The sequence below is a fragment of the Alcanivorax sp. genome (assembly GCF_014762765.1).
GTDB lineage: Bacteria > Pseudomonadota > Gammaproteobacteria > Pseudomonadales > Alcanivoracaceae > Alcanivorax.
This window is the reverse complement of record NZ_JABURH010000195.1, coordinates 1-20,909: the sequence shown is the minus strand read 5'-3', so window position 1 is coordinate 20,909 and position 20,909 is coordinate 1. Positions and strand designations below refer to the sequence as shown.

Here is a 20,909-nt window from a genome sequence, read left to right as displayed (position 1 = left end):
GTACCAGACGAATAAAAAAGCCCGCTTTGTGCGGGCTTTTTTATGGGCGCAGCACGCGCATATATGCAAGCTGCCCGCCCCTGAATGGAGTGACCTGATGGAAAAGCTGCAACCTGCCGGTTTGCTCAAACGTCTGATGGCGCTGGTCTATGACGGTTTTCTGGTGATGGCCCTGTGGTTCGTGACGGCGGGTATCTTTGTGCTGGTGTATCCCCATACCGGGTTGCCGGAAGAATCCATCAACGGTGTTACCCGTGCGGCGCCCGGCTATCTGAAGGGCATTCTGTTGCCCCTGTTGTTGGTGGAAACCTGGCTGTTCTACGCCTGGTTCTGGATGCGCGGCGGGCAGACGCTGGGCATGCGTGCCTGGCGGTTGCAGGTGCAGGATTACCGGGGTGGGTCGGTCAAGTTGTGGCAGACCGTGGCCCGTTTTCTGGGCGCCTGTGTTTCCTGGGCACTCTTCGGCGCCGGTTATCTGGTGGTGCTGATCGCTCCTCACCAGACACTGCACGACCGCCTGTCCGCCACTGCCACGGTGGAATTGCCGAAAAAGCCGAAGAAGAGCTGATTTTCCCCTCGCACTTTACTCGCGAAGCCGCCGTAGGAGTTCCTCTTGAGGGACGAATCCGAGCCTTCGCGAGGAAAAAAGCAGTGATGTCTGGCTCCGGGGCGTTCAGGAGAAACCTGATAGGCCTTTCACGCAGACGCGTGATTCGTCCCTCAAGAGGAATTATTTGCTTCGCTCACCCTTCGGGCCGCCTGCGGCGTTACTCCGCTTCGCTACGTTCCTACAGCAACGCCGTGGAGGTCTTGATGAAGGGTGTTTTTTCCTCGAGGCAGAGCAGGTATCCTTGCCACCCCTTATAGCTTCCGTGCCGGTACAGTACGTGAACGTCGACGATTTTGATTTTGTTCTCCCTGATGGGCTGATTGCCCGCCATCCTCCCGCCGAGCGTCGTGATGCCCGCCTGTTGGCACTGACCCGGGACGCCCTTCAGCACCAGCAATTCCCGGATCTGCTCTCCCATGTGCGCCCCGGTGACCTGTTGATTTTCAATGATACCCGGGTGATTCCTGCCCGCCTGTTTGGTCAGAAGGAAAGCGGCGGCAAGGTGGAAGTGCTGATTGAGCGGGTGGTGGATGACCATGAGGCTCTGGCCCATGTGCGTGCCTCCAAGTCCCCGAAGCCGGGTTCCTGGCTGCAGTTTGAAGAAGGCGTACGCGCCCAGGTAACCGGCCGCCGCGATGCCCTGTTCATTCTTCAGTTTCACGGTTGCGATACCTTGTTGGGGGCGCTGGAGCATATCGGTCATGTGCCCCTGCCACCCTATATCGACCGGCCCGATGAGGCTGGTGACATGGAACGCTACCAGACCGTCTATGCCCGTGAGCCGGGGGCGGTGGCTGCGCCCACCGCCGGCCTGCATTTCGATGACGAGATGCTGGCAGCCCTGGAGCAACATGGGGTTGATATCGGTTTCGTCACCCTCCATGTAGGAGCAGGCACCTTTCAGCCGGTGCGGGTGGACAAGGTGGAAGACCACCACATGCACAGTGAGCGTTACCAGATTCCCGACTCACTGGTGGAGCAGGTGGCGCAGGCCCATGCCCGGGGTGGACGGGTTGTGGCGGTGGGCACCACGGCGCTGCGTGCCCTGGAAGCGGCCAGTCAGTCCGGCGGCTTGAAGGCGGGGCAGGGGGAGACCGATATCTTTATCTATCCGGGCTACCGGTTCCGGCTGGTGGATTGTCTGGTGACCAATTTTCATCTGCCCAAGTCCACCCTGCTGATGCTGATCAGCGCTTTTGCCGGGCGAGACCGGGTGATGGAGGCCTATCAGGCGGCCATCGACGCGCAGTACCGCTTTTTCAGTTATGGCGATGCCATGTTTATTGAGCGGGTGGATATGCTTCCCGCAGAGGGGCGTTGAATGTCTCGAATGCAGTTTTCTCTCAGCGCCACTGATGGCGCCGCCCGACGCGGGCAGATCACCTTTCCGCGCGGTACTATCCAGACTCCAGCATTCATGCCGGTGGGTACCTATGGCACCGTCAAGGGCATGTTGCCGAAGGATCTGGCCGACACCGGCGCCGAGATCTGTCTGGGTAATACCTTCCACCTGATGCTGCGCCCGGGCACCGAAGTCATCGAGGCCCACGGCTCCCTGCATGGTTTCATGCAGTGGGACAAACCGATTCTCACCGATTCCGGCGGTTTTCAGGTGTTCAGCCTGGGCGAGATGCGCAAGATCTCCGAGCAGGGGGTGGTGTTCAAGAATCCCATCAACGGCGACCGGGTGGAGCTGACTCCGGAAAAAGCCATGCAGGTGCAGCGTTCCCTGGGTAGCGATATCTGCATGATCTTTGATGAATGCACACCGTTCCCTGCCACCGAACAGCAGGCCCGGGACTCCATGCAGCTCTCCCTGCGCTGGGCCCAGCGTTCAAAAGAGGCCCATGAGGGTAATGATGCGGCCTGTTTCGGCATCGTCCAGGGTGGCATGTACAACAACCTCCGCCAGGAATCCCTGGCCGGGCTGGTGGATATCGGTTTTGACGGTTATGCCATTGGCGGCCTCAGTGTGGGCGAGCCCCAGGAAGAGATGCTGCGCACGTTGGGTGCAATCGCACCACATATGCCTGAGGACCAGCCCCGTTACCTGATGGGCGTGGGCAAGCCGGACGACATTGTTGAGGCAGTTCGCCGCGGTGTGGACATGTTCGATTGTGTGATGCCCACCCGTAATGCCCGTAACGGGCACCTGTTTACTGCCGAAGGCGTGGTGAAAATCCGCAACGCCCGGCATCGTCACGATCTGGCTCCCCTGGAGTCAGACTGTGACTGCTATACCTGCCAGCATTTCTCGCGCAGCTATCTGCATCACCTGGACCGCTGCAACGAAATGCTGGGCTCTCAACTCAATACCATCCATAACCTGCGTTATTATCAGCGCCTGATGGCTGGATTGCGGGGGGCCATTGAAGGGGGTACATTGTCCGCCTTTGTGGACGACTTCTATGCGGCGCGTGGCCAACAAACCCCCGCGTTGTAGCTATTTGAAACTGGAGTAATCAATGAAAATCGCAATGCGTTCCATCCTGGCCCTGTTGGCCACGGCCCTGATCTCCCCGGCGTACGCTGCTGCGCCTGCCGGCCCCGGCGGTGTGGAGCTGATCATGCTGGTGGTGATGATGGTGGTGTTCTACTTCTTCCTGATCCGTCCTCAGCAGAAGCGTGCCAAGGAACACAAGAACCTGGTTGAAAGCCTGAGCAAGGGTGATGAGGTGGTCACCAGCGGCGGCATTCTGGGCCGGATCAGTAAGGTCACCGATGACTTCGTGGTGGTGGAAATCAGTAATAACCTGGAAATCAAACTGCAGAAAGGCAGTGTCCAGGCGACCCTGCCCAAAGGCACCATCAAGTCCATCTGAAAACAACGGTCAGCCCCGTCGAGTACGGGGCTTTTTGCAGGCATCTGTAATGCCTGTATTGCCAAGGGGTTGAGGGCGAAGTGCTTTCAATACCCAGCCCAAAGGACCGGCAACACCGGAAAGAACTATGACCCGCTACCCCCGCTGGAAATTTTTCCTGCTAATGGCTGCGCTGATTGTCTGCGGCCTTTATGCGCTCCCTAATCTTTATCCCGATGCGCCTGCCATCCAGATCAGCCATGCCGAAGCTGGTGGTGAAGTTACCGATGTGGCCCGTCAGCGGGTACTGGGTGCTCTGGAGGATGCCAATCTGAGCCCCGGCCCTGGTGAGGTCGTTGGTACCTCTCTGCTGGTGCGCCTGGGTGATACGGAAGCACAACTCCGTGCCCGGGAGATCGCCTCCAACCTGCTGGGTGATAACTATGTGGTAGCCCTGAACCTGGCAGCTACCACCCCGCAATGGCTGCGATCTGTGGGCGCCAGCCCCATGAACCTGGGTCTGGATCTGCGTGGTGGGGTGCACTTCCTGCTGCAGGTGGATATGGACGAAGTTGTGACCAGCCGCATGGAAGCCTGGGCGGGGAATGCCAAGCTGACCCTGCGTGATGCCGGGGTCCGCTATCGCAGTGTGGACGTTGATGGCACAACCATTACCGCCACTTTCGCAGATCAGGTGGCTGCCGATGCGGCGCGGTCGCCGTTGCGTCGGGCACTGGAAAATTTCGCTATGAAGCCGGCCGGTGAAAGTCCGGAAGTGGTGCTTACGCTGAATGACAGTGCGCTCAAGGAAATGCAGGACTACGCGGTGGATCAGAACCGCACCGCGCTGAATAAGCGAGTCAATGAACTGGGCGTGGCGGAAGCGGTAGTGCAGCGTCAGGGATCTGATCGTATCGTCGTTCAGCTGCCGGGGATTCAGGATGCCTCTCAGGCTCGCCGGATTCTCGGGCGTACCGCGACCCTGGAATTCCGCTTGGTCGACAACAGCGTGTCCTCGGCCCGCCTGCGCACCGGGGTGGCGCCGCCGGGGCTGGAGTTCTTCCCCTTCAAGGGGCAGGAAGGCCGTATTGTCGCACTGAGCAAGTCCAAGATTGCCACCGGCGACCAGGTGATTGATGCGCGCATGGGCTTCGACCAGCAGAACGGTTCACCGGAGGTGAACGTGACGCTGGACGGTGATGGCGCCAAGCGTATGCAGCGCATCACCGGCAAGAATGTGGGCAACCCCATGGGCGTGCTGTTCATCGAAACGAAAACCGATGTGCAGAAATCCATCGATGCCGATGGCAATACCGTGGACAAGATGGTCAGCACCACGGAGAAGTACGTGATCAACGTGGCGACCATTCAGGATACTCTGGGCAGTCGCTTCCGCATCACCGGCCTGGATAATCCTGCGGAAGCCTCAGAGCTGGCTCTGCTGCTGCGAGCCGGTTCGCTGGCTGCGCCTGTGAGTATTGTCGAAGAGCGCACCGTGGGACCAAGCCTGGGTGCGGAAAACATCGAAGCCGGTCTCAAATCCATGGCGCTGGGTCTGGCCCTGGTGCTGATCTTCATGGCGGTCTGGTACAAGGTATTCGGGCTGGTGGCCAATGTGGCTCTGCTGGGTAACCTGGTAATCATCGTTGGCATCATGTCACTGATTCCCGGTGCTACCCTGACCCTGCCCGGCATCGCCGGTATCGTGCTGACCGTAGGGATGGCGGTGGATGCCAACGTGCTGATTTTCGAGCGGGTGAAAGAAGATCTGCGCCGTGGCCTTAAACCGTTGCAAGCCATTGAAGAAGGCTACGGTAAGGCTTTTACCACCATTCTGGATGCCAATATCACCACCCTGATCGTGGCGGTGATCCTGTTCGCTGCCGGTACCGGGTCGGTACAGGGGTTCGCGGTAACCCTGTTTATCGGCATTCTCACTTCCATGTTCACGTCTATCATCGGCACCCGTGCCATGGTGGAAATGATCTACGGTCGCGGTGCTCGTGCACCGGCCAAACTGAGTATCTGAGGCGGTGATGGCGATGAGTAAGGAAGAAATGAACATCAATTTCATGGCTGCCCGGAAACCTCTTGGGATCCTGTCCATTGCGCTGGTGGTCATCTCAGTGATTCTGTTGGTGACCCGTGGCCTGAACCTGGGCCTGGATTTCACCGGCGGCACCACCATCGTGGTGAAAAGTCCGGTGGATGTGGAGCTGTCCCAGACCCGGGCTGACCTGACCGAAGCCGGTTTTGGTGATGCGGTGGTTCAGCATTATGGTTCGCCCAAGGAAGTGAATATCCGTGTGGCCCCCAAGGACAGTGTCGATGCGGACAAGATCGGCTATGTCGTGTTTGATGCGCTCAAGGCGGGAAATAGTGATCTGGAATTGCTGAAGGTGGAGTTTGTCGGCCCGCAAGTGGGCGATGAACTACGCGATGAATCCGGCACTGCCATGTTGCTGGCGCTGGGGCTGATGATGCTCTATGTCTGGTTCCGCTTTTCCAACAAGTTTGGGGTGGCCACTGTGGTGGCGCTGTTCCACGATGTGATCGTCGTACTTGGCCTGTTTTCGCTGCTGCAGTGGCCGTTCGATCTGACGGTGCTGGCGGCGGTGCTGGCACTGATCGGTTACTCGCTAAACGATTCCATCGTGGTAGCGGACCGGATACGTGATGAGTTTCGCAATACTCGGGAAACGGATCCGGAGGCCATTATTAATGGTGCGGTGAACCAGACCATGACGCGGACCATCAATACTTCCTTAACCACCTTGTTGGTACTGGTCGCCTTGTTCTTCTTCGGCGGTGAAGTGATGAAGGCGTTTTCTGAGGCGCTGATCGTGGGTGTGCTGGTGGGGACCTACTCTTCCATCTATGTGGTCACTAACGTTCTCTTCATGATGAAGGTTAACAAGGAAGACTTCCTGATTCCGGAACCGGAAGAATTGGATGAAACACCGTAAAAGCAGTGAATAGTTAACAATTAATAGTTAATAGCTAAAACCGGAAAAGCCGCGATTCGTCGCGGCTTTTTCGTTTCTGTAGATGCGAGTTACGACAAAAAACCGGTTTCGCCTTTCGCGACGCGCTTCTCGTGACTCGCACCTCGCCTTTTACCCGAAGTTCTGTTTTTTCATCCATGGGATGATGCGTTCAAAGGCTTCCTCGATCTGGTCCAGGGAAGTGGAATAACTGATGCGCAGTGCGTGTTTGCCGGCTTCGCCGAAGGTGTCGCCGGGGATGGTGCAGACGCCGGTTTCGCGCAGCAGTTTCAGGGCCACGTTGGCGCCGTCCACTCCTTCCGGCAGGGACGGGAATAGATAGAAGGCGCCATCCGGGCGGTAGCCGGTCAGGTGTGGGGTCTGGCCCACCAGTTCCACCAGCCGGTCCCGGCGATGCTGGTATTCCTCCACCATGGTGTCGATAAAGTTACGGCTGCCTCGCAGGGCTGCGACCCCGGCCCACTGGCAGGGCGTGTTGGCCACGGTGGTGGTGAACATGTGGTAGCGGCGCAATTTCTTGATGGCGCCCTGACTGCCGATCAGCCAGCCGATGCGCATACCGGCCATGGAAAAGGTTTTCGAAAAGCTGCTGATCACCATCACATGGTCCAGGTCCGAGCAGCAGGACAGCACGCTGGGGTATTCCTTGCCATCATAGATCAGGTGGTCGTAGACCTCGTCGCTGATCACATGAATGCCTCGGTAAGCGGCTTCCTCGACAATGGCCTCCACGGTTTCCCGTGGATAGAGAGTTCCGGTGGGGTTGCTGGGGGAGTTGAGGATCACCGCAAAGGTGTTGGGCCCCATGGCGTCGATGACTTCTTGGGGGTCCAGCTGATGATTATTCTCCGCCCGGGTGGGAATGGCATGAACGGTCCCTCCGTTCATGCGAATCAGCGGGCCATAGAGCATGAAGGACGGGTCGGGCACGATAAATTCCCGGCCCGGTGCCGAGGTGGCAGTGAGGGCCAGATAAATGGCTTCGGTGGCGCCGGTGGTGACCATGATGTTTTCCGGCGACAAGGGCCGCTGGCTGCGTTCACTGTAGTAGTCCGCCAGCGCTTCCAGCAGTTCCGGCAGCCCTGCGTCCATGGTGTAGCCGGTCTGGCCCGCATTCAGGGCATCCACGCCGGCCTGGATCACATGGCTGGGTGGTTTGAAATCCGGCTGGCCGATGGACAGGTGAATCACGTCGTCCAGATCCGACGCCAGATTCACCATACGGCGAATGCCAGGCACCGGAATGGTGAGCAGCGCCGGATTCCAGATCGGGTCTTCGCTTTCGTAGAAATCCGTATCCAGATTGATATTGCCCATTCTGTACTCCTGTCTTTTTCACCACAGAGGGCACTGAGGACACGGAGTCTTGCTGTGTGCTTCAGTGCGCTTGTTGTTCGTTCCCGCCGCGTTAAACCGGCGGGCCGGTTTGTCATGCCTCACTGGATAATATCTGTCTTTCCTCAGTGAACTCTGTGTCCTCTGTGGTTAATTAGCTGCCCATCAACGGCGGCATCTGGGTGAACGGCTGCGCCTGTTCAAAGGCGTGGCCGGCGGCCAGTACCCGGGCATCATCGAAGCGCGCACCGACAATCTGCAGCCCCATGGGCAGGCCATTGCCGGTGAGCCCCAGGGGCACCGACAGGGCTGGCTGGCCGGTCAGGTTGAAGGGGTAGGTAAAGGGCGTCCAGGTGGGCCAGCGGGTGCTGGGCCAGTCCACCGGTACCTCCCGGTTGGTGTCAAAGGCATCAAGGGGCAGGGCCGGTGTGATCAGCAAATCGTACTTGGTGTGAAACAGGGCCATGCGTTCACTGACCGCCATGCGTTCATTCATGGCACCCAGATAATCCAGCATGGACAGTTTCTCTGCCTTTCTGGCCACTTCCACCAATGCCGGATCCATCAGGTTGCGCTGGCGTTCGCCCAGGTCGCGCATGGCGTTGGCGGCACCGCTGTAGAACAGGTGGCTGAAGGCGGCCAGCGGGTTGCTGAAGCCCGGGTCCGCCTCGGTCACGATGGCGCCCAGTGCCTCGAATACCTTGCCGGCTTCGAGGACCGCTTTCTCGATGTCCGGATTCACATCCACATAGCCCAGTGTCGTGCTCAGGGCGATGCGCAGGCCTTTCATGGGCTGGTGCAGGGCGGCCAGATAATCGGTGTTGCGGCGCGGTGCCGCCAGGCTATCGCGGGGATCCGCTTCGGTGAGCACCTGCATCATCAGCGCTGCGTCGGCCACGGTGCGGGTCATGGGGCCGGCGTGAGCCAGAGTGCCGAAGGGGCTGGCTGGCCAGTGGGGGACTTCACTGAAGGTGGGCTTGTGCCCGACGATACCGCAAAACGCCGCGGGAATACGGATGGAGCCGCCCGCATCGGTCCCCAGGGCCATCGGCGCCATGCACGCTGAGACCGCAGCGGCGCTACCGCCACTGCTGCCACCGGCGGTCTTGGCCGGGTCCCAGGGGTTGTTGGTGGGGCCGCACAGGGGGCTGTCGGTAACCCCCTTCCAGCCGAATTCCGGGGTGGTGGTCTTGCCCAGCGGCACATAGCCGTTGCGCTCCAGTGCCGCCACGGCGGGGGAGCGTTTTTGCAGGGTGGAGGTCGGGTCGATGGTGCGAGAGCCTTTCACCGTTGGCCACATGGGAGTCAGGAAGACATCCTTTACGCCCACCGGCACGCCATCCAGCAGGCCCTGGGTATTGCCGTCGAGATAGCGTTGCTCGGACTCGCGAGCCCATTGCAGGGTGGTATCCCGATCAATCAGGCACCAGGCGTTGAGCGCCTGGTCATGTTGCTCCACATGGTCCAGCAGGGTATTGCACACTTCTACGGGGGACAGGGCACCTGTCTGGTAGGCGGTTTTCAGCGCCAGGGCGCTCATGGTCAATACTTCCTTGCTCATCAAGCTTCCTCCACAGATCGGATGCACACCGGACGATGTGCTAGCTACTGCTTACATAGCCGTATTCCTTGTTCACCGGGTTGATCAATGGCTGGCCCCGGCGCCAGCGGTGAAAGTTGTCGACAAACTGCTGTCCCAGGGCCGCACGCCAGCCGATGAAATCTCCGGCCATGTGTGCCGACAGCATCACATTGGGCTGGTCCCACAACGGGTGGTCGGCGGGCAGGGGTTCCTGCTCGAACACGTCCAGCGCGGCGCCGCCCAGACGGCCGGTCTGCAGGGCCTGGAACAGGGCGTCGGTGCTGACGATGGCGCCGCGCCCCACATTCACCAGGATGGCACCGGGTTTCATACGTCGAAACTGGGCGGCATCAAACAGACCTTCGGTGTCCGGGGTCAGCGGCGCGGTAATCACCACATAGTCCGCATCGCCGAGCAGGGCGGGCAGGTCCTGTTGGCGATGGACCCGGTCGAAGGCACTGTCCTGGCGAGCGCGCCGGGCGGTGCCGATCACCTCCATACCCATGGCACGCAGCACCGTGGCCACTTCCCGACCGATGGAACCGGCGCCTACTATCAGTGCCCGGCTGCCTTTCAGCAGCCGGGTTTCCCGATGCTGCCAGCGATTTTCTGCCTGCAGGGCCAGATTGGTGAGGGTGTCCTTGGCGAACAGCAGCAGGGCGCCAAGGACGTATTCGGCAATACCCCGGTCGAAAATGCCGCGGGCATTGGTGACCACGATATCGCTGTGCTTGATCGGGTCGATCATCAGCGCATCCACACCGGCGCTGGTGGCATGCACCCAGCGCACCGGGCAGTTGTCCGGCCACACCTCTTCCAGCAAGCCGGTACGGAAATCGGTTACCACCAGCACCTGGGTGTCTGGCAGCGCGGCTCGTAGTTCATCAGGCGTACGCACCTCTTGCACCCGGGCGTGGCCGGTGAGGGTGTCCAGCCCCGGCAGCGCCGGCTCGTCTTCGGCCAGTAGTACGGTGATGGTGGTATCGGTCATCGGGTCTCCTTTTTAGCGACAAGCTCCAAGCTTCAAGCTGCAACACGGGAAAGGGCTGACGTTTTCCTGATTCCGTGCTCGCGCCTTTGCCTGGGGCACGGTGCTCAACCGCGTTGTAGCTTGCGGCTTGAAGCTTGTAACTGTCTTCAGGTTTCTTTCAGCGCAGCGGCGAACAGTTCTACCGCCTTGTCGATTTCTGCTTCGCTGACGGTGAGCGGTGGTAGCCAGCGGACCACCTGGCCCTGGCTGCCGCAGCGCAGCATCAGCATGCCGTTGGTTTCGCAGTGTTTGATCAGCCTGGCGGCGCGGTCGCCATCCGGGGTGTGGGGGGCGCTGACGATTTCCAGCCCCAGCATCAGGCCCATGCCGCGAATCTCGTCAATGCAGTCATGCTGTTTTTGCAGGCCTTCCAGTTGTTGGCGCAGTTTGTTGCCGAGGGTGTCGGCGCGGCCCACCAATTGTTCGTTCTCAATCACATCCAGCGTCGCCAGTGCTGCCGCGCAGGCCACCGCATTGGCGCCATAGGTGCCGCCCTGGGAGCCCGGGTAGCCGTGGTTCATCAGTGCCTTGCTGGCGGCGATGGCGGACAGCGGGTAGCCGCTGGCCAGGCCCTTGGCGGTGATGATCATGTCCGGTTTAACCGCAAAATGTTCGTGGCTCCAGAACTTGCCGGTGCGCCCGTAACCGGCCTGGATCTCGTCGGCGATCAGCAGGATGCCATGCTTGTCGCAGCGCTCGCGCAGCCCCTGCATGAAGGCCTGGCCGGCGGGATAGTAGCCGTATTCGCCCTGCACCGGTTCGATGATCATGGCGGCGGTGTCCGCCGGATTACACTCGGTGGCAAAGATATGGTCCAGCTCGTGGAGGCAGTCGGCCACACAGGTGTCCATGTCCTGCTGGTAACGGTAGGCATGAGGGAAGGGGGCGATGCTGACCCCGGCCATCAACGGCTGCCAGCCGGTACGCACCTTGCTGGTGGAGGTGGTCAGCGAGGCCGCCGCCAGGGTGCGGCCATGGAAGCCACCGCGAAAGGCAATCAGATTGGGGCGTCCGGTGGCCTGTCGGGCCAGGCGCACGGCGGCTTCCACGGATTCACTGCCGGAGTTGGAAAAGGCCACCGCATCCAGGCCTTTGGGCAGGTGCTCATAGAGCCGGTCGGTAAGGGTGAGCATATTGGGGTGGGTGACGGTGGCGTACTGGGCATGGACCAGTTTTGCCACCTGGGCCTGGGCGGCGGCCACTACCTTGGGGTGGCAGTGGCCGGTGGAGGTCACCCCGATGCCGGAGGTGAAATCCAGCCAACGGTTGCCGTCCTGGTCGTAGAGCCAGCTTCCTTCGCCGCGCTCCGCACAAATACCGCTGGATTGCACCAGCAGGGGGGACAAATGACTCATGACGCCTCCTTCCTGTTGTTGGCTTGCCGGTAGCTTGCCCTCAGGCCGCCAGCCACTGGCATAGTCGTTGTCCGGTTTCCCGGGTCCCCGAGAAGGCTTCGCCGTTGGCCTCCCGGGCCAGGTCCGCCTTGATCAGGTCATGCAGATGTTGTGCCGCGCTGCCGATGGCCGGGTGATGGTGGGCCAGATTGTCCAGCAACATGGCCAGGCTCATCAGGGTGGCGCGGGGATCGGCCAGGTTCTGGCCGGCGATGTCCGGGGCGCTGCCGTGCACCGGTTCGAACAGGGCAGGCAGCGCAGGTTCGTCCGGGTTCAGGTTGGCGGAGGGGGCCAGCCCCGGGCCGCCGCACAGCACTGCCGCCAGGTCGGTAAGAATATCGCCGTGGAGGTTGCTGGCGACCACCACGTCGAAGCGCCAGGGGCACTGCACGAACTTCATGCAGGCCGCATCCACCAGTTCGTGGTGGGTGTCCACTTCGGGAAATTCGGCGGCAATACGCTGAAAGGTGTCCGTATACAGATCGCCCCAGAAGGGCTGGGCATTGCGCTTGGTGATCAGGCAGACCTGGGCGGCTTTACCGTCCTTGAACTGGCGTGGCGTTTCCCGCTGGGCGGCCCGCTGTTGGGCCCGGTGGAAGGCGTGACGGATCAGCCGTTCGGTGGCGCGGGCGGTGAAAACCTCCACCTGGGTGGCCACTTCATGGGCCGTGCCCGGAGCGAGGCGACCGCCCTGACCGCTGTACTCGCCTTCACTGTTTTCACGGATCACCAGCATGTCCACCTCACGGGCGCGCGGGTCGGCAAGATACTGGGGCGCGCCGGGCAGCCAGCGGGCCGGGCGTTCGCAGGCCCACAGGTCCAGCTGTTTGCGCAGAGCCAACAAGGGGGCCAGGGAGACACTGTCGGAAAGCACAAAGCGGGAAGGCTCATCCAGCGGCCCCGGGTCACCCAGGGCGCCCAGCAGCATGGCATCAAACTCCCGCAGCTGTGCCACCCCGTCGCTGGGCATCATTTGCCCATGGTCCTGATGCCAGGCGTGGGAGGGCCAGTCAAAACGGGTATGGCTCAGTGGCAACTGGTAGCGCTGGATCAGCAGATTCAGCACCGCTTCTGCCACATCCATCACCTCCGGGCCGATGCCGTCACCGGGGAGCAGGGCGATGTTCAACGCTTGTCCCATTCCGCCTCCTAATCAGCTGCAAGCCACAAGCTCCAAGCTGCAACACGGGGTGTCGTGGCTGTAGCGGCAATGCCGTGCCCGCGACCCAAGCCTTGGTGCGCGCAATCAAAGCGTTGCGATTTCTGCAAGCGATGAGTGGCGTTGCCGCTTGTGGCTTGAAGCTTGTCGCTATTTTCAGCTACCCATACACAGATACTTGTCTTCCAGATACTCATCCATGCCCTGGTGGGAGCCTTCACGGCCCAGACCAGATTCCTTGACGCCACCGAAGGGGGCTGCCGCATTGGAAATCAGGCCTTCGTTGACGCCCACCATGCCACTTTCCAGCGCTTCGGCCACGCGCCAGCAGCGGTGGATGTTGTCGCTGTAGAAATAGGCGGCCAGACCGTAAGGGGTGTCGTTGGCGATGCGAATGGCGTCCTCTTCGGTGTTGAATGGAATCACAGCGGCCAGCGGGCCAAAGGTTTCTTCCTGGCAGAGCTGCGCATCGGTGGTCACGCCGGTGATCAGGGTGGGCTGTACAAAGCTGCCGCCGCGCTCATGGCGCTGGCCGCCGGTAACCACCTTGGCGCCTTTGCCCAGGGCGTCTTCCAGATGCTCCATGACCTTGTCGGCGGCATCCCGGTTGATCAGGGCCGCCTGGCTGACGCCGTCTTCCAGGCCGTCGCCCACCTTCATGGCCTCGATGGCAGTTTTCAGTTTTTCCACGAAGGCATCGTGGATGCTGTCCTGCACCAGGAAGCGGTTGACGCAGACGCAGGTCTGACCGGTGTTGCGGAACTTGCTGGCCATGGCGCCTTCCACGGCCTTGTCCAGGTTGGCATCGTCAAAGACGATGAAGGGCGCATTGCCACCCAGTTCCAGGGACACTTTCTGGATGTGCTTGGCGCACTGGGCCATCAGCTTGGAGCCCACTTCCGTGGAGCCGGTGAAGCTCAGCTTGCGGACAATGGAGGAATCGGTCAGTGCCGTGGAAATAGCCCCGGCGCTGCCGGTAATCACGTTGAACACCCCGGCGGGGATGCCGGCTCGCTCGGCCAGTTCGGCCAGGGCCAGAGCGGAGTAAGGAGTGGCGCTGGCGGGTTTGACCACCATGGTGCAGCCCGCGGCCAGGGCGGCCCCGGCCTTGCGGGTAATCATAGAGGAAGGGAAGTTCCATGGAGTGATGGCGGCGGTGACACCGATGGGCTGCTTGATCACCACAATTCGCTGGCCGGGTTTGGGGGCCGGGATGGTGTCGCCATAGGCGCGCCGGGCCTCTTCGGCAAACCATTTCAGGAAGGAGGCGGCGTAGGCGATTTCGCCTTTGGCCTCGGCCAGAGGCTTGCCTTGCTCCAGGGTCATCAGCCGGCCCAGATCATCCTGATGTTCCATCATCAGGTCGTGCCAGGTCTCCAGCAAGGAGGCCCGCTGTGCAGCGGGCAGATCCCGCCAGGCGGGAAAAGCAGCATGGGCGGCATCGATTGCCTGGCGGGTTTCCGCTTCGCCCATACGCGGGGCCGTGCCCAGGTTGTCATCGGTGGCCGGGTTGCTCACGGTGAAGGTTGAGCCATCCTCCGCATCGCACCATTGGCCATTGATATAGCACTGCTGGCGGAACAGGGCGTTGTCAGTGAGGGTAACCGTCATCGTACATCTCCCGAACTTTTTGCACCGTGTTGCGTATTACGCTAGCAAAGCAAGGGCAGATGTCCATGCCGGAAGCAAAAAATCGGTTCGGGGTCTAAGGAAAAGATGGGAAGGAGTTGGGAGGGGAGGACAACAACGTCGCCGTAGGAGCGCCGCTTGAGGCGCGAATGATACGGAGCGAGTACCGGGAAGCGAGTAACGAAACTCAAAACCGAAGTTCGTATCGCCTTTCGCAACTCGCTTCTCGTTACTCGCCTCGGATTTTGCCGATTCGCGCCTCAAGCGGCGCTCCTACAGCGGCGTCCGATAAAGGGTCTACCGACGCAAACTCTCGTTCAGGTGCGGTTTGATCTTCTGCAGCAGGCCCTTGAAGACTTTCGGGCTGCCGGCGACGATGCCGCCGCTTTCCAGGAATTTGTGGCCACCGCTCAGGTCGCCTACCAGACCGCCGGCTTCGGTGATCAGCAGTGCGCCAGCGGCCAGGTCCCACTCGGACAGGCCGAATTCGAAGAAGCCGTCCAGGCGGCCGGCGGCCAGCCAGGCCAGATCCAGCGCAGCAGAGCCCGGGCGGCGCAGGCCGGCGGTGGAGGCGGCGATGTCGGCAAACATGCCCAGATAGGCGTCCATATGCGGCGCCTGGTCCTTGCGGAACGGGAAACCGGTACCGATCAGACAACCTTCCAGGCCGGGGCGGTTGGTACAGCGGATACGACGGCCGTTGAGGGCGGCGCCACGGCCGCGGCTGGCGGTGAATTCTTCATCCCGGTTGGGATCATAAATCACCGCATGTTCCAGCTTGCCCCGGTATTTCAGGGCGATGGACACGCAGTACTGGGGGAAGCCGTGGATAAAGTTGGTGGTGCCATCCAGCGGGTCGATCACCCACTGGTATTCTGCCCCGTCACCCTTGCCGCGGGTTTCGCCGGATTCCTCGGCCAGGATGCTGTGATCCGGGTAGGCCTTGAGGATAACCTCGATGATGCGTTGTTCGGCAGCCCGGTCCACTTCGGTGACGAAGTCGTTCATCCCTTTCTTGCTGACAGATAACGGGTCATTGCTTTCGGCAGCACGACGAATCAGGTTACCCGCCTGACGGGCGGCTCGCAGGGCAATGTTCACTTGCGGCGCATGCATGCATCTGTCCTCAAAAAATGGGCTTGGGTTGTCAAAGAACGCCCGGCCAAATAAACCGGGGCGCGGATTGTAGCAGAGCCCGCGCGATCAGGGCAGCGTTGGGTGCCACTTAAGGGATTATTCAGTGATTCCCATGATAACATTGCCGCCTTTTCCGGCCAGACCCGTGTACAGGTACCTTTCATGCTAGAAAATGTGCGTATTGTGATGGTGGAAACCTCCCATCCCGGCAACATCGGTGCCGCGGCCCGGGCCATGAAGACCATGGGGCTGGCGGACCTGCGACTGGTCCAGCCCCGGGATTTCCCGTCCGTGGAAGCCACCACCCGGGCCTCCGGGGCAGGCGATGTGTTGGAAGCCGCCCAGGTCTGCGAGACTTTGGATGAGGCTCTGGAGGGAGCCACCCTGGTGATCGGCACCAGCGCCCGCCAGCGACGTATTCCCTGGCCCTGTCTGACCCCCCGGCAGCTGGCGGCGCAATTGTCCCACGAGCCTGATGACACTCGTATTGCGGTGCTGTTTGGTCGTGAGGATCGGGGGCTCACCAATGACGAGCTGCGCCGCTGTAACCTGCATGTGAGTGTGCCCACCAATCCCGAGTACGGGGTCTTGAATGTGGCGTCGGCGGTCCAATTAATCAGTTACGAGCTGCGTATGGCTCTGCTGGGGGACGATTTCGATCTGAAGGAAGCCCGTTCCCGCCGCGAGGCAATGCCGCTGCCGGAGATGTTCTGGGATGAGCCGTTGGCCAGTAACGAGGCGGTGGCCGGTTTCCTGGATCACTTGGAAAACGTCATGACGCAGAGCGGTTTCCTGAATCCGCAGCAGCCTGGTCAGGTCATGACGAGAATGCGTCGTTTGTTTATGCGCGCGCGACCGGACAAAATGGAAATGAGCATTTTGCGTGGTGTGCTGGTGGCGCTGGAAAGAAAAATGCCGCGGAATGACGGGGAATAGTTCCCGCTCCCCGTGGTATCCAACCGGTTACGCCTGAGACGAGGTATCTATGTTTGATCGAGTACGCGAGGACATCGCGTCGGTATTCCACCGGGACCCGGCGGCACGTAACACCCTGGAGGTGTTGCTGAACTACCCGGGCCTGCACGCCGTGCTGTTCCACCGCCTCGCCCACGCCCTGTGGAAACGGAACTTCAAGCAGCTGGCGAGATTTGTTTCCACTTTCGCCCGCTGGATGACTGGTATCGAGATCCACCCTGGAGCGAAGATCGGCCGACGCTTCTTTATCGATCACGGCATGGGCGTGGTGATTGGTGAAACCGCGGAAATCGGCGATGACGTGACGCTCTATCACGGCGTCACTCTGGGGGGCACCAGCTGGAACAAGGGCAAGCGCCATCCGACCCTGGAGGACGGTGTGGTGGTCGGCGCCGGCGCCAAGGTGCTGGGCCCCTTCACCGTACACAAGAACGCCAAGATCGGTTCCAACTCCGTGGTCACCAAGGAAGTGCCGGAAGGGGCAACGGTGATCGGCATTCCCGGCCGGGTGGTCAGCAAGCCGATCACCGAGACGGAAAAGAACCGTCAGGAAATGGCAGAGAAGATCGGCTTTCAAGCCTATGGTGTCAGCAACGATATGCCCGATCCGGTGGCTGAAGCCATCCATCTTCTGCTGGATCACATGCACGCAGTGGACAACAAGCTGGACCGGGTCTGCAATAATCTCAAGAAGCAGGGGATTCAGGGTTGCGACGAGAAGTTGCCGGAGTTGAAAGACGAGGATTTCGAACCGGTCAACGCCGGCGGCACAGACTGAAGAGCAGTTGAAAGTTTCAAGTTGAAAGTTACAACGCGAAAAAGATTTTTCGCGTGCTGAAAGTGAAGAGGCCGCGCCCAAACTCTGGGCGCGGCCTCTTTCGTTTCAGATTTGCAATGCCAGGTTCGCGTTGCAGCTTGAAACTTGTTACTTGCAACTAGACGTTAAACCGGAAGTGCACCACATCCCCGTCCTTGACGATGTATTCCTTGCCTTCCAGGCGCCATTTGCCGGCATCCTTGGCGCCGGCTTCGCCGTTATGCTCGATGTAGTCCTCGTAGGCAGTGACTTCGGCGCGGATAAAACCTTTTTCGAAATCGGTGTGGATCACACCGGCGGCCTGGGGGGCGGTGGCGCCCACGCGAACGGTCCAGGCGCGTACTTCCTTCTTGCCTGCGGTGAAGTAGGTCTGCAGGCCCAGCAGGTTGAAGCCGGCACGGATTACCCGGTTCAGGCCTGGCTCTTCCATGCCCAGATCGGCCAGGAAATCGGCTTTCTCTTCGTCGTCCAGCTCGGCAATTTCCGATTCGATCTTGGCGCAGATCGGCACCACGGAGGAATTTTCCTTCTCGGCCAGTTCACGTACGGCGTCCAGCAGGGCGTTGTCCTCAAAGCCACCTTCGTCCACGTTGGCGATGTACATGGTCGGCTTCAGGGTCAGCAGGTTCAGGCTCTTGATGGCCTTGCGCTCATCATCGTTCAGATCCACGGATCGGGCCGGTTCGCCTTCGTTGAGGGCGGGCAGCACCTTGTCCAGCACCGGCAGCAAGCCCTTGGCGTCCTTGTCCTGGCCCTTGGCAGCCTTGGTGGCGCGCAGGTGGGCTTTCTCCACCGTATCCAGGTCGGCCAGGGCCAACTCGGTGTTGATCACAGAAATATCGTCCAGCGGCGAAACCTTGCCGGACACATGGATTACGTTTTCATCATCGAAGCAGCGCACCACATGGGCGATGGCATCGGTTTCACGGATATTGGCGAGAAACTTGTTGCCCAGGCCCTCGCCTTTGGAGGCCCCGGCAACCAGGCCGGCGATATCCACAAATTCCATGGTGGCAGGCATTACCCGCTCCGGGCTGACAATGGCGGACAGCTTGTCCAGACGCAGATCCGGCACCGGTACCACGCCGGTGTTGGGCTCAATGGTGCAGAACGGGAAGTTCTCGGCATCAATCCCCGCTTTGGTCAGCGCGTTGAACAGGGTGGATTTGCCCACGTTGGGCAGACCGACGATACCGCATTTGAAACCCATGACAGACCTCCGTTTTTCGAGGCCGCAATGCTACTCAAGGCGGGTTGAAAAAGCGACCACCGCCGGGCATTTCGCGGCGAACCCGGGGGTTGCTGGCGGGACGACTGTACCAGGCGCTGTTGCCGCTACCGACATGGCGGGGGCGGGCTAGACTGCAAGTCCGTCAACTGAACAAGAGTCACCATGGCCGAGCGCATCCTTTACCAGTTCCCGATCTCTCATTACTGCGAGAAGTCCCGTTGGCAGCTGGACCACAAGGGCCTGGCGTACCGAACGGCCAATCTGTTGCCCGTGGCCCACCGGGTGCGTACCCAGTGGCTGGCCCGCGCCAATACGGTGCCCCTGCTGCGCGACGGTAAACGCAGGATCAGTGACTCCACCCGGATTGCCTATTATCTGGAGAAATATTACCCGGAGCCGTCACTGTTGCCACGGGCCAGTGATGCCCGCGCCCGGGTGATTGAGCTGGAGCAGCAGTTTGATCGCTATGGCGTCCATGTTCGGCGTTGGGTGTACGGCCAGGTCCTTGATCGGCCGGAAGTGATGAGAGCCCTGGTGGGCGATTGCGGCTTGCCCGGCCCCCTGGAACGGGTGGCCAGGCCGCTGGTTCGGGAGGCCATTCGGCGCGGCTATGCCATCAATCCGCAATGGGTGATGCGATCCGAACAGCGCGTTGAGGAGGGCTTGGCACTGTTGGAGAGCGAGCTGAAGAAAGGCAAGGGGCAATATCTGGTTGGCGATCGCTTCAGTCTGGCGGATATCACGGCTGCCAGCATGATGGCGCCATTGGTGAGCCCGAAAGGTTCGCCCTGGGACTTGTTCGATGAAACAACACTGTCGCCAGCGTTGCGCAAACAGATCGAAAAATGGCGATCCCGGCCAGCCGGAGAGTGGTTGCTGGCGAGGTACGCGGAAGATAGGTAAGAATCAGTGACGAGTTACGAGTTACGAGGTAGGCGCCGGTTTGCGGTATTCGAAACCCGCTGCTCGCAACTCGTACCTGCCTTTAAGCCTTAAACCCGTTCAGTCGATTCATCGCCCCGTTCAAATCCCCGCGCAGCATATCGGCGGTGTGATAGGCCGCTTCGTCGATGGCGCGGTCGATCAGGTCGCGGTCGGCCTGGGAGGGCTTGTTGAGTACATGGGGGGTGACGCGGTCGGCGGAGCCGGGGTGGCCGATACCGATGCGTAGCCGGTAGAAATCGCGGCTGTTGCCATGCTTGCTAATGATGTCGCGCAGACCGTTGTGGCCGCCGTGACCGCCGCCTTGCTTGAAGCGGGCACAGCCGGGGGGCAGGTCCAGTTCGTCGTGGGCCACGAGCATCTGCGTGACAGGAATCTTGAAGAAATTCGCCAGAGCGGCGGTTGCCTGACCACTGCGGTTCATGAAGGTGGTGGGGACCAGCAGACGAATCGTTTCGCCTTCGAAGGTAAAGGTGCCGGTAAGGCCGAAGTATTTCTTGTCTTCGGAAAGGAAAACGCCCTGGCGACGGGCCAGGGCGTCCACATACCAGACGCCGGCATTGTGGCGGGTGTCCTCGTATTCGCGACCCGGGTTACCCAGGCCTACGATCAGTCGAACCGGTTCCGCCACAGCCACAGTGCGTCTTATTCCTCGCCAGCGGCTTCTTCGCCTTCGCCGTCTTTGTCGTCAGCAGAAGCACGGACTTTCGGCGCGTGAATCGCGGCTACCGGCTGGTCGTGGTCTTCACCCAGTGCGAGCTGGGTCAGTTCCACGCCTTTCGGCAGTTTCAGGTCAGACAGGTGAACAATGCTGTCCAGCTCGGCCGCTGCCATGTCCACTTCGATGAACTCGGGCAGGTTCTGCGGCAGACAGCTCACTTCCACTTCAGAGATGTTGTGGTGGATCTCACCACCCTGCTTCTTAACGCCAATGGAGCTTTCTTCATTGATGAAGTGCAGGGGCACGTTCATGGTGATTTTGTGGGTCTTGTCCACACGCAGGAAATCCACGTGCATCGGGTGACCTTTGGCCGGGTGACGCTGCATGTCGCGCAGTACGGCCTGCACGTCGGCGCCGTCCAGTTTCAGGGTCAGTACGTGGCTGTAGAAGGCTTCGGTTTCCAGGGCCTTTTTCAGTTCACGCAGCTCCACGCTGATCATCTGCGGCTCGGCGTCGCCACCGTAAATGATGCCGGGAACACGTTCTTGCAGACGACGCAGGCGGCGGCTCGCACCTTTCCCCATGTCGCTGCGGCTTTCAG

Annotated in this window: 19 protein-coding genes; 9 read left to right on the top strand and 10 right to left on the bottom strand. The window is 60.6% G+C overall.

Going from position 1 to position 20,909, the window contains the following annotated elements:
* The 6 genes from HUJ17_RS15030 to secF all read left to right on the top strand — a co-directional run.
* Positions 1–568, top strand: a 568-nt coding sequence (locus tag HUJ17_RS15030) for an RDD family protein (protein WP_290511451.1), incomplete at its 5' end; no start/stop codon positions are given.
* 319 nt (positions 569–887) lie between these two features.
* On the top strand, positions 888–1,931 hold the full coding sequence (gene queA / locus HUJ17_RS15025; RefSeq protein ID WP_290511454.1) for a tRNA preQ1(34) S-adenosylmethionine ribosyltransferase-isomerase QueA: 1,044 nt from the start codon (positions 888–890) through the stop codon (positions 1,929–1,931).
* A gap of 9 nt (positions 1,932–1,940) precedes the next feature.
* Entirely contained in the window at positions 1,941–3,053 is a 1,113-nt protein-coding gene (tgt, locus tag HUJ17_RS15020) for a tRNA guanosine(34) transglycosylase Tgt (protein ID WP_290511453.1), read from the top strand.
* A 34-nt stretch (positions 3,054–3,087) separates the two neighbouring features.
* A complete protein-coding gene (gene yajC, locus HUJ17_RS15015) occupies positions 3,088–3,432 on the top strand; it encodes a preprotein translocase subunit YajC (RefSeq protein ID WP_300147644.1) in 345 nt (114 codons plus the stop codon).
* 127 nt (positions 3,433–3,559) lie between these two features.
* The gene (gene secD / locus HUJ17_RS15010; protein ID WP_290511449.1) at positions 3,560–5,440 is read left to right on the top strand and encodes a protein translocase subunit SecD; all 1,881 of its coding nucleotides are present in this window, start codon (positions 3,560–3,562) and stop codon (positions 5,438–5,440) included.
* 13 nt (positions 5,441–5,453) lie between these two features.
* Positions 5,454–6,377, top strand: a complete 924-nt coding sequence (gene secF / locus HUJ17_RS15005; protein ID WP_290511448.1) for a protein translocase subunit SecF — start codon at positions 5,454–5,456, stop codon at positions 6,375–6,377.
* A 150-nt stretch (positions 6,378–6,527) separates the two neighbouring features.
* Here secF and HUJ17_RS15000 read toward each other — a convergent pair whose 3' ends face one another.
* From HUJ17_RS15000 to HUJ17_RS14970, 7 genes are all read right to left on the bottom strand, one after another.
* Positions 6,528–7,733 (bottom strand): pyridoxal phosphate-dependent aminotransferase, encoded by a 1,206-nt coding sequence (locus HUJ17_RS15000; RefSeq protein ID WP_290511447.1) that lies wholly within the window; start codon positions 7,731–7,733, stop codon positions 6,528–6,530.
* 172 nt (positions 7,734–7,905) lie between these two features.
* Positions 7,906–9,312, bottom strand: coding sequence for an amidase (locus HUJ17_RS14995; RefSeq protein ID WP_290511446.1), 1,407 nt, complete (start codon positions 9,310–9,312; stop codon positions 7,906–7,908).
* 40 nt (positions 9,313–9,352) lie between these two features.
* Positions 9,353–10,324 (bottom strand): D-2-hydroxyacid dehydrogenase, encoded by a 972-nt coding sequence (locus HUJ17_RS14990; protein WP_290511445.1) that lies wholly within the window; start codon positions 10,322–10,324, stop codon positions 9,353–9,355.
* Positions 10,325–10,470: 146 nt separating this feature from the next.
* Positions 10,471–11,718: an aspartate aminotransferase family protein gene (locus HUJ17_RS14985; RefSeq protein ID WP_290511444.1), complete on the bottom strand. Its 1,248-nt coding sequence runs from the start codon at positions 11,716–11,718 to the stop codon at positions 10,471–10,473.
* A 40-nt stretch (positions 11,719–11,758) separates the two neighbouring features.
* Positions 11,759–12,898 (bottom strand): isocitrate/isopropylmalate family dehydrogenase, encoded by a 1,140-nt coding sequence (locus tag HUJ17_RS14980; protein ID WP_290511443.1) that lies wholly within the window; start codon positions 12,896–12,898, stop codon positions 11,759–11,761.
* Between the two features lie 174 nt (positions 12,899–13,072).
* Entirely contained in the window at positions 13,073–14,527 is a 1,455-nt protein-coding gene (locus HUJ17_RS14975) for an NAD-dependent succinate-semialdehyde dehydrogenase (protein ID WP_290511442.1), read from the bottom strand.
* Positions 14,528–14,842: 315 nt separating this feature from the next.
* Positions 14,843–15,661, bottom strand: coding sequence for an inositol monophosphatase family protein (locus tag HUJ17_RS14970; RefSeq protein ID WP_290511441.1), 819 nt, complete (start codon positions 15,659–15,661; stop codon positions 14,843–14,845).
* A 183-nt stretch (positions 15,662–15,844) separates the two neighbouring features.
* Between HUJ17_RS14970 and trmJ the strand changes: the two genes are divergently transcribed.
* Positions 15,845–16,618 (top strand): tRNA (cytosine(32)/uridine(32)-2'-O)-methyltransferase TrmJ, encoded by a 774-nt coding sequence (gene trmJ / locus HUJ17_RS14965; protein WP_290511440.1) that lies wholly within the window; start codon positions 15,845–15,847, stop codon positions 16,616–16,618.
* A 49-nt stretch (positions 16,619–16,667) separates the two neighbouring features.
* Entirely contained in the window at positions 16,668–17,435 is a 768-nt protein-coding gene (gene cysE / locus HUJ17_RS14960) for a serine O-acetyltransferase (protein WP_290511439.1), read from the top strand.
* A 157-nt stretch (positions 17,436–17,592) separates the two neighbouring features.
* Here cysE and ychF read toward each other — a convergent pair whose 3' ends face one another.
* Positions 17,593–18,684: a redox-regulated ATPase YchF gene (gene ychF, locus HUJ17_RS14955; RefSeq protein WP_290511438.1), complete on the bottom strand. Its 1,092-nt coding sequence runs from the start codon at positions 18,682–18,684 to the stop codon at positions 17,593–17,595.
* 183 nt (positions 18,685–18,867) lie between these two features.
* Here ychF and HUJ17_RS14950 point away from each other — a divergent pair, with 183 nt between their 5' ends.
* Positions 18,868–19,608 carry a glutathione S-transferase family protein gene (locus HUJ17_RS14950; protein ID WP_103916684.1) on the top strand — a complete coding sequence of 247 codons (741 nt, stop codon included), beginning with the start codon at positions 18,868–18,870 and terminating at the stop codon, positions 19,606–19,608.
* A gap of 82 nt (positions 19,609–19,690) precedes the next feature.
* Here the strand turns inward: HUJ17_RS14950 and pth are convergent, their stop codons facing one another.
* Positions 19,691–20,278: an aminoacyl-tRNA hydrolase gene (gene pth, locus HUJ17_RS14945; RefSeq protein ID WP_290511452.1), complete on the bottom strand. Its 588-nt coding sequence runs from the start codon at positions 20,276–20,278 to the stop codon at positions 19,691–19,693.
* Between the two features lie 14 nt (positions 20,279–20,292).
* Positions 20,293–20,909 (bottom strand): 50S ribosomal protein L25/general stress protein Ctc (locus HUJ17_RS14940; protein ID WP_290511437.1); only part of this gene is annotated, 617 nt, incomplete at its 5' end.

Bases quoted from the DNA above. Each gene is read 5' to 3' on its own strand.
- tgt (WP_290511453.1), top strand. From the start codon at position 1,941: ATGCAGTTTTCTCTCAGCGCCACTGATGGCGCCGCCCGACGCGGGCAG.
- yajC (WP_300147644.1), top strand. From the start codon at position 3,088: ATGCGTTCCATCCTGGCCCTGTTGGCCACGGCCCTGATCTCCCCGGCG.
- secD (WP_290511449.1), top strand. From the start codon at position 3,560: ATGACCCGCTACCCCCGCTGGAAATTTTTCCTGCTAATGGCTGCGCTG.
- secF (WP_290511448.1), top strand. From the start codon at position 5,454: ATGAGTAAGGAAGAAATGAACATCAATTTCATGGCTGCCCGGAAACCT.
- HUJ17_RS15000 (WP_290511447.1), bottom strand. From the start codon at position 7,733: ATGGGCAATATCAATCTGGATACGGATTTCTACGAAAGCGAAGACCCG.
- HUJ17_RS14995 (WP_290511446.1), bottom strand. From the start codon at position 9,312: ATGAGCAAGGAAGTATTGACCATGAGCGCCCTGGCGCTGAAAACCGCC.
- HUJ17_RS14990 (WP_290511445.1), bottom strand. From the start codon at position 10,324: ATGACCGATACCACCATCACCGTACTACTGGCCGAAGACGAGCCGGCG.
- HUJ17_RS14985 (WP_290511444.1), bottom strand. From the start codon at position 11,718: ATGAGTCATTTGTCCCCCCTGCTGGTGCAATCCAGCGGTATTTGTGCG.
- HUJ17_RS14980 (WP_290511443.1), bottom strand. From the start codon at position 12,898: ATGGGACAAGCGTTGAACATCGCCCTGCTCCCCGGTGACGGCATCGGC.
- HUJ17_RS14975 (WP_290511442.1), bottom strand. From the start codon at position 14,527: ATGACGGTTACCCTCACTGACAACGCCCTGTTCCGCCAGCAGTGCTAT.
- HUJ17_RS14970 (WP_290511441.1), bottom strand. From the start codon at position 15,661: ATGCATGCGCCGCAAGTGAACATTGCCCTGCGAGCCGCCCGTCAGGCG.
- trmJ (WP_290511440.1), top strand. From the start codon at position 15,845: ATGCTAGAAAATGTGCGTATTGTGATGGTGGAAACCTCCCATCCCGGC.
- cysE (WP_290511439.1), top strand. From the start codon at position 16,668: ATGTTTGATCGAGTACGCGAGGACATCGCGTCGGTATTCCACCGGGAC.
- ychF (WP_290511438.1), bottom strand. From the start codon at position 18,684: ATGGGTTTCAAATGCGGTATCGTCGGTCTGCCCAACGTGGGCAAATCC.
- HUJ17_RS14950 (WP_103916684.1), top strand. From the start codon at position 18,868: ATGGCCGAGCGCATCCTTTACCAGTTCCCGATCTCTCATTACTGCGAG.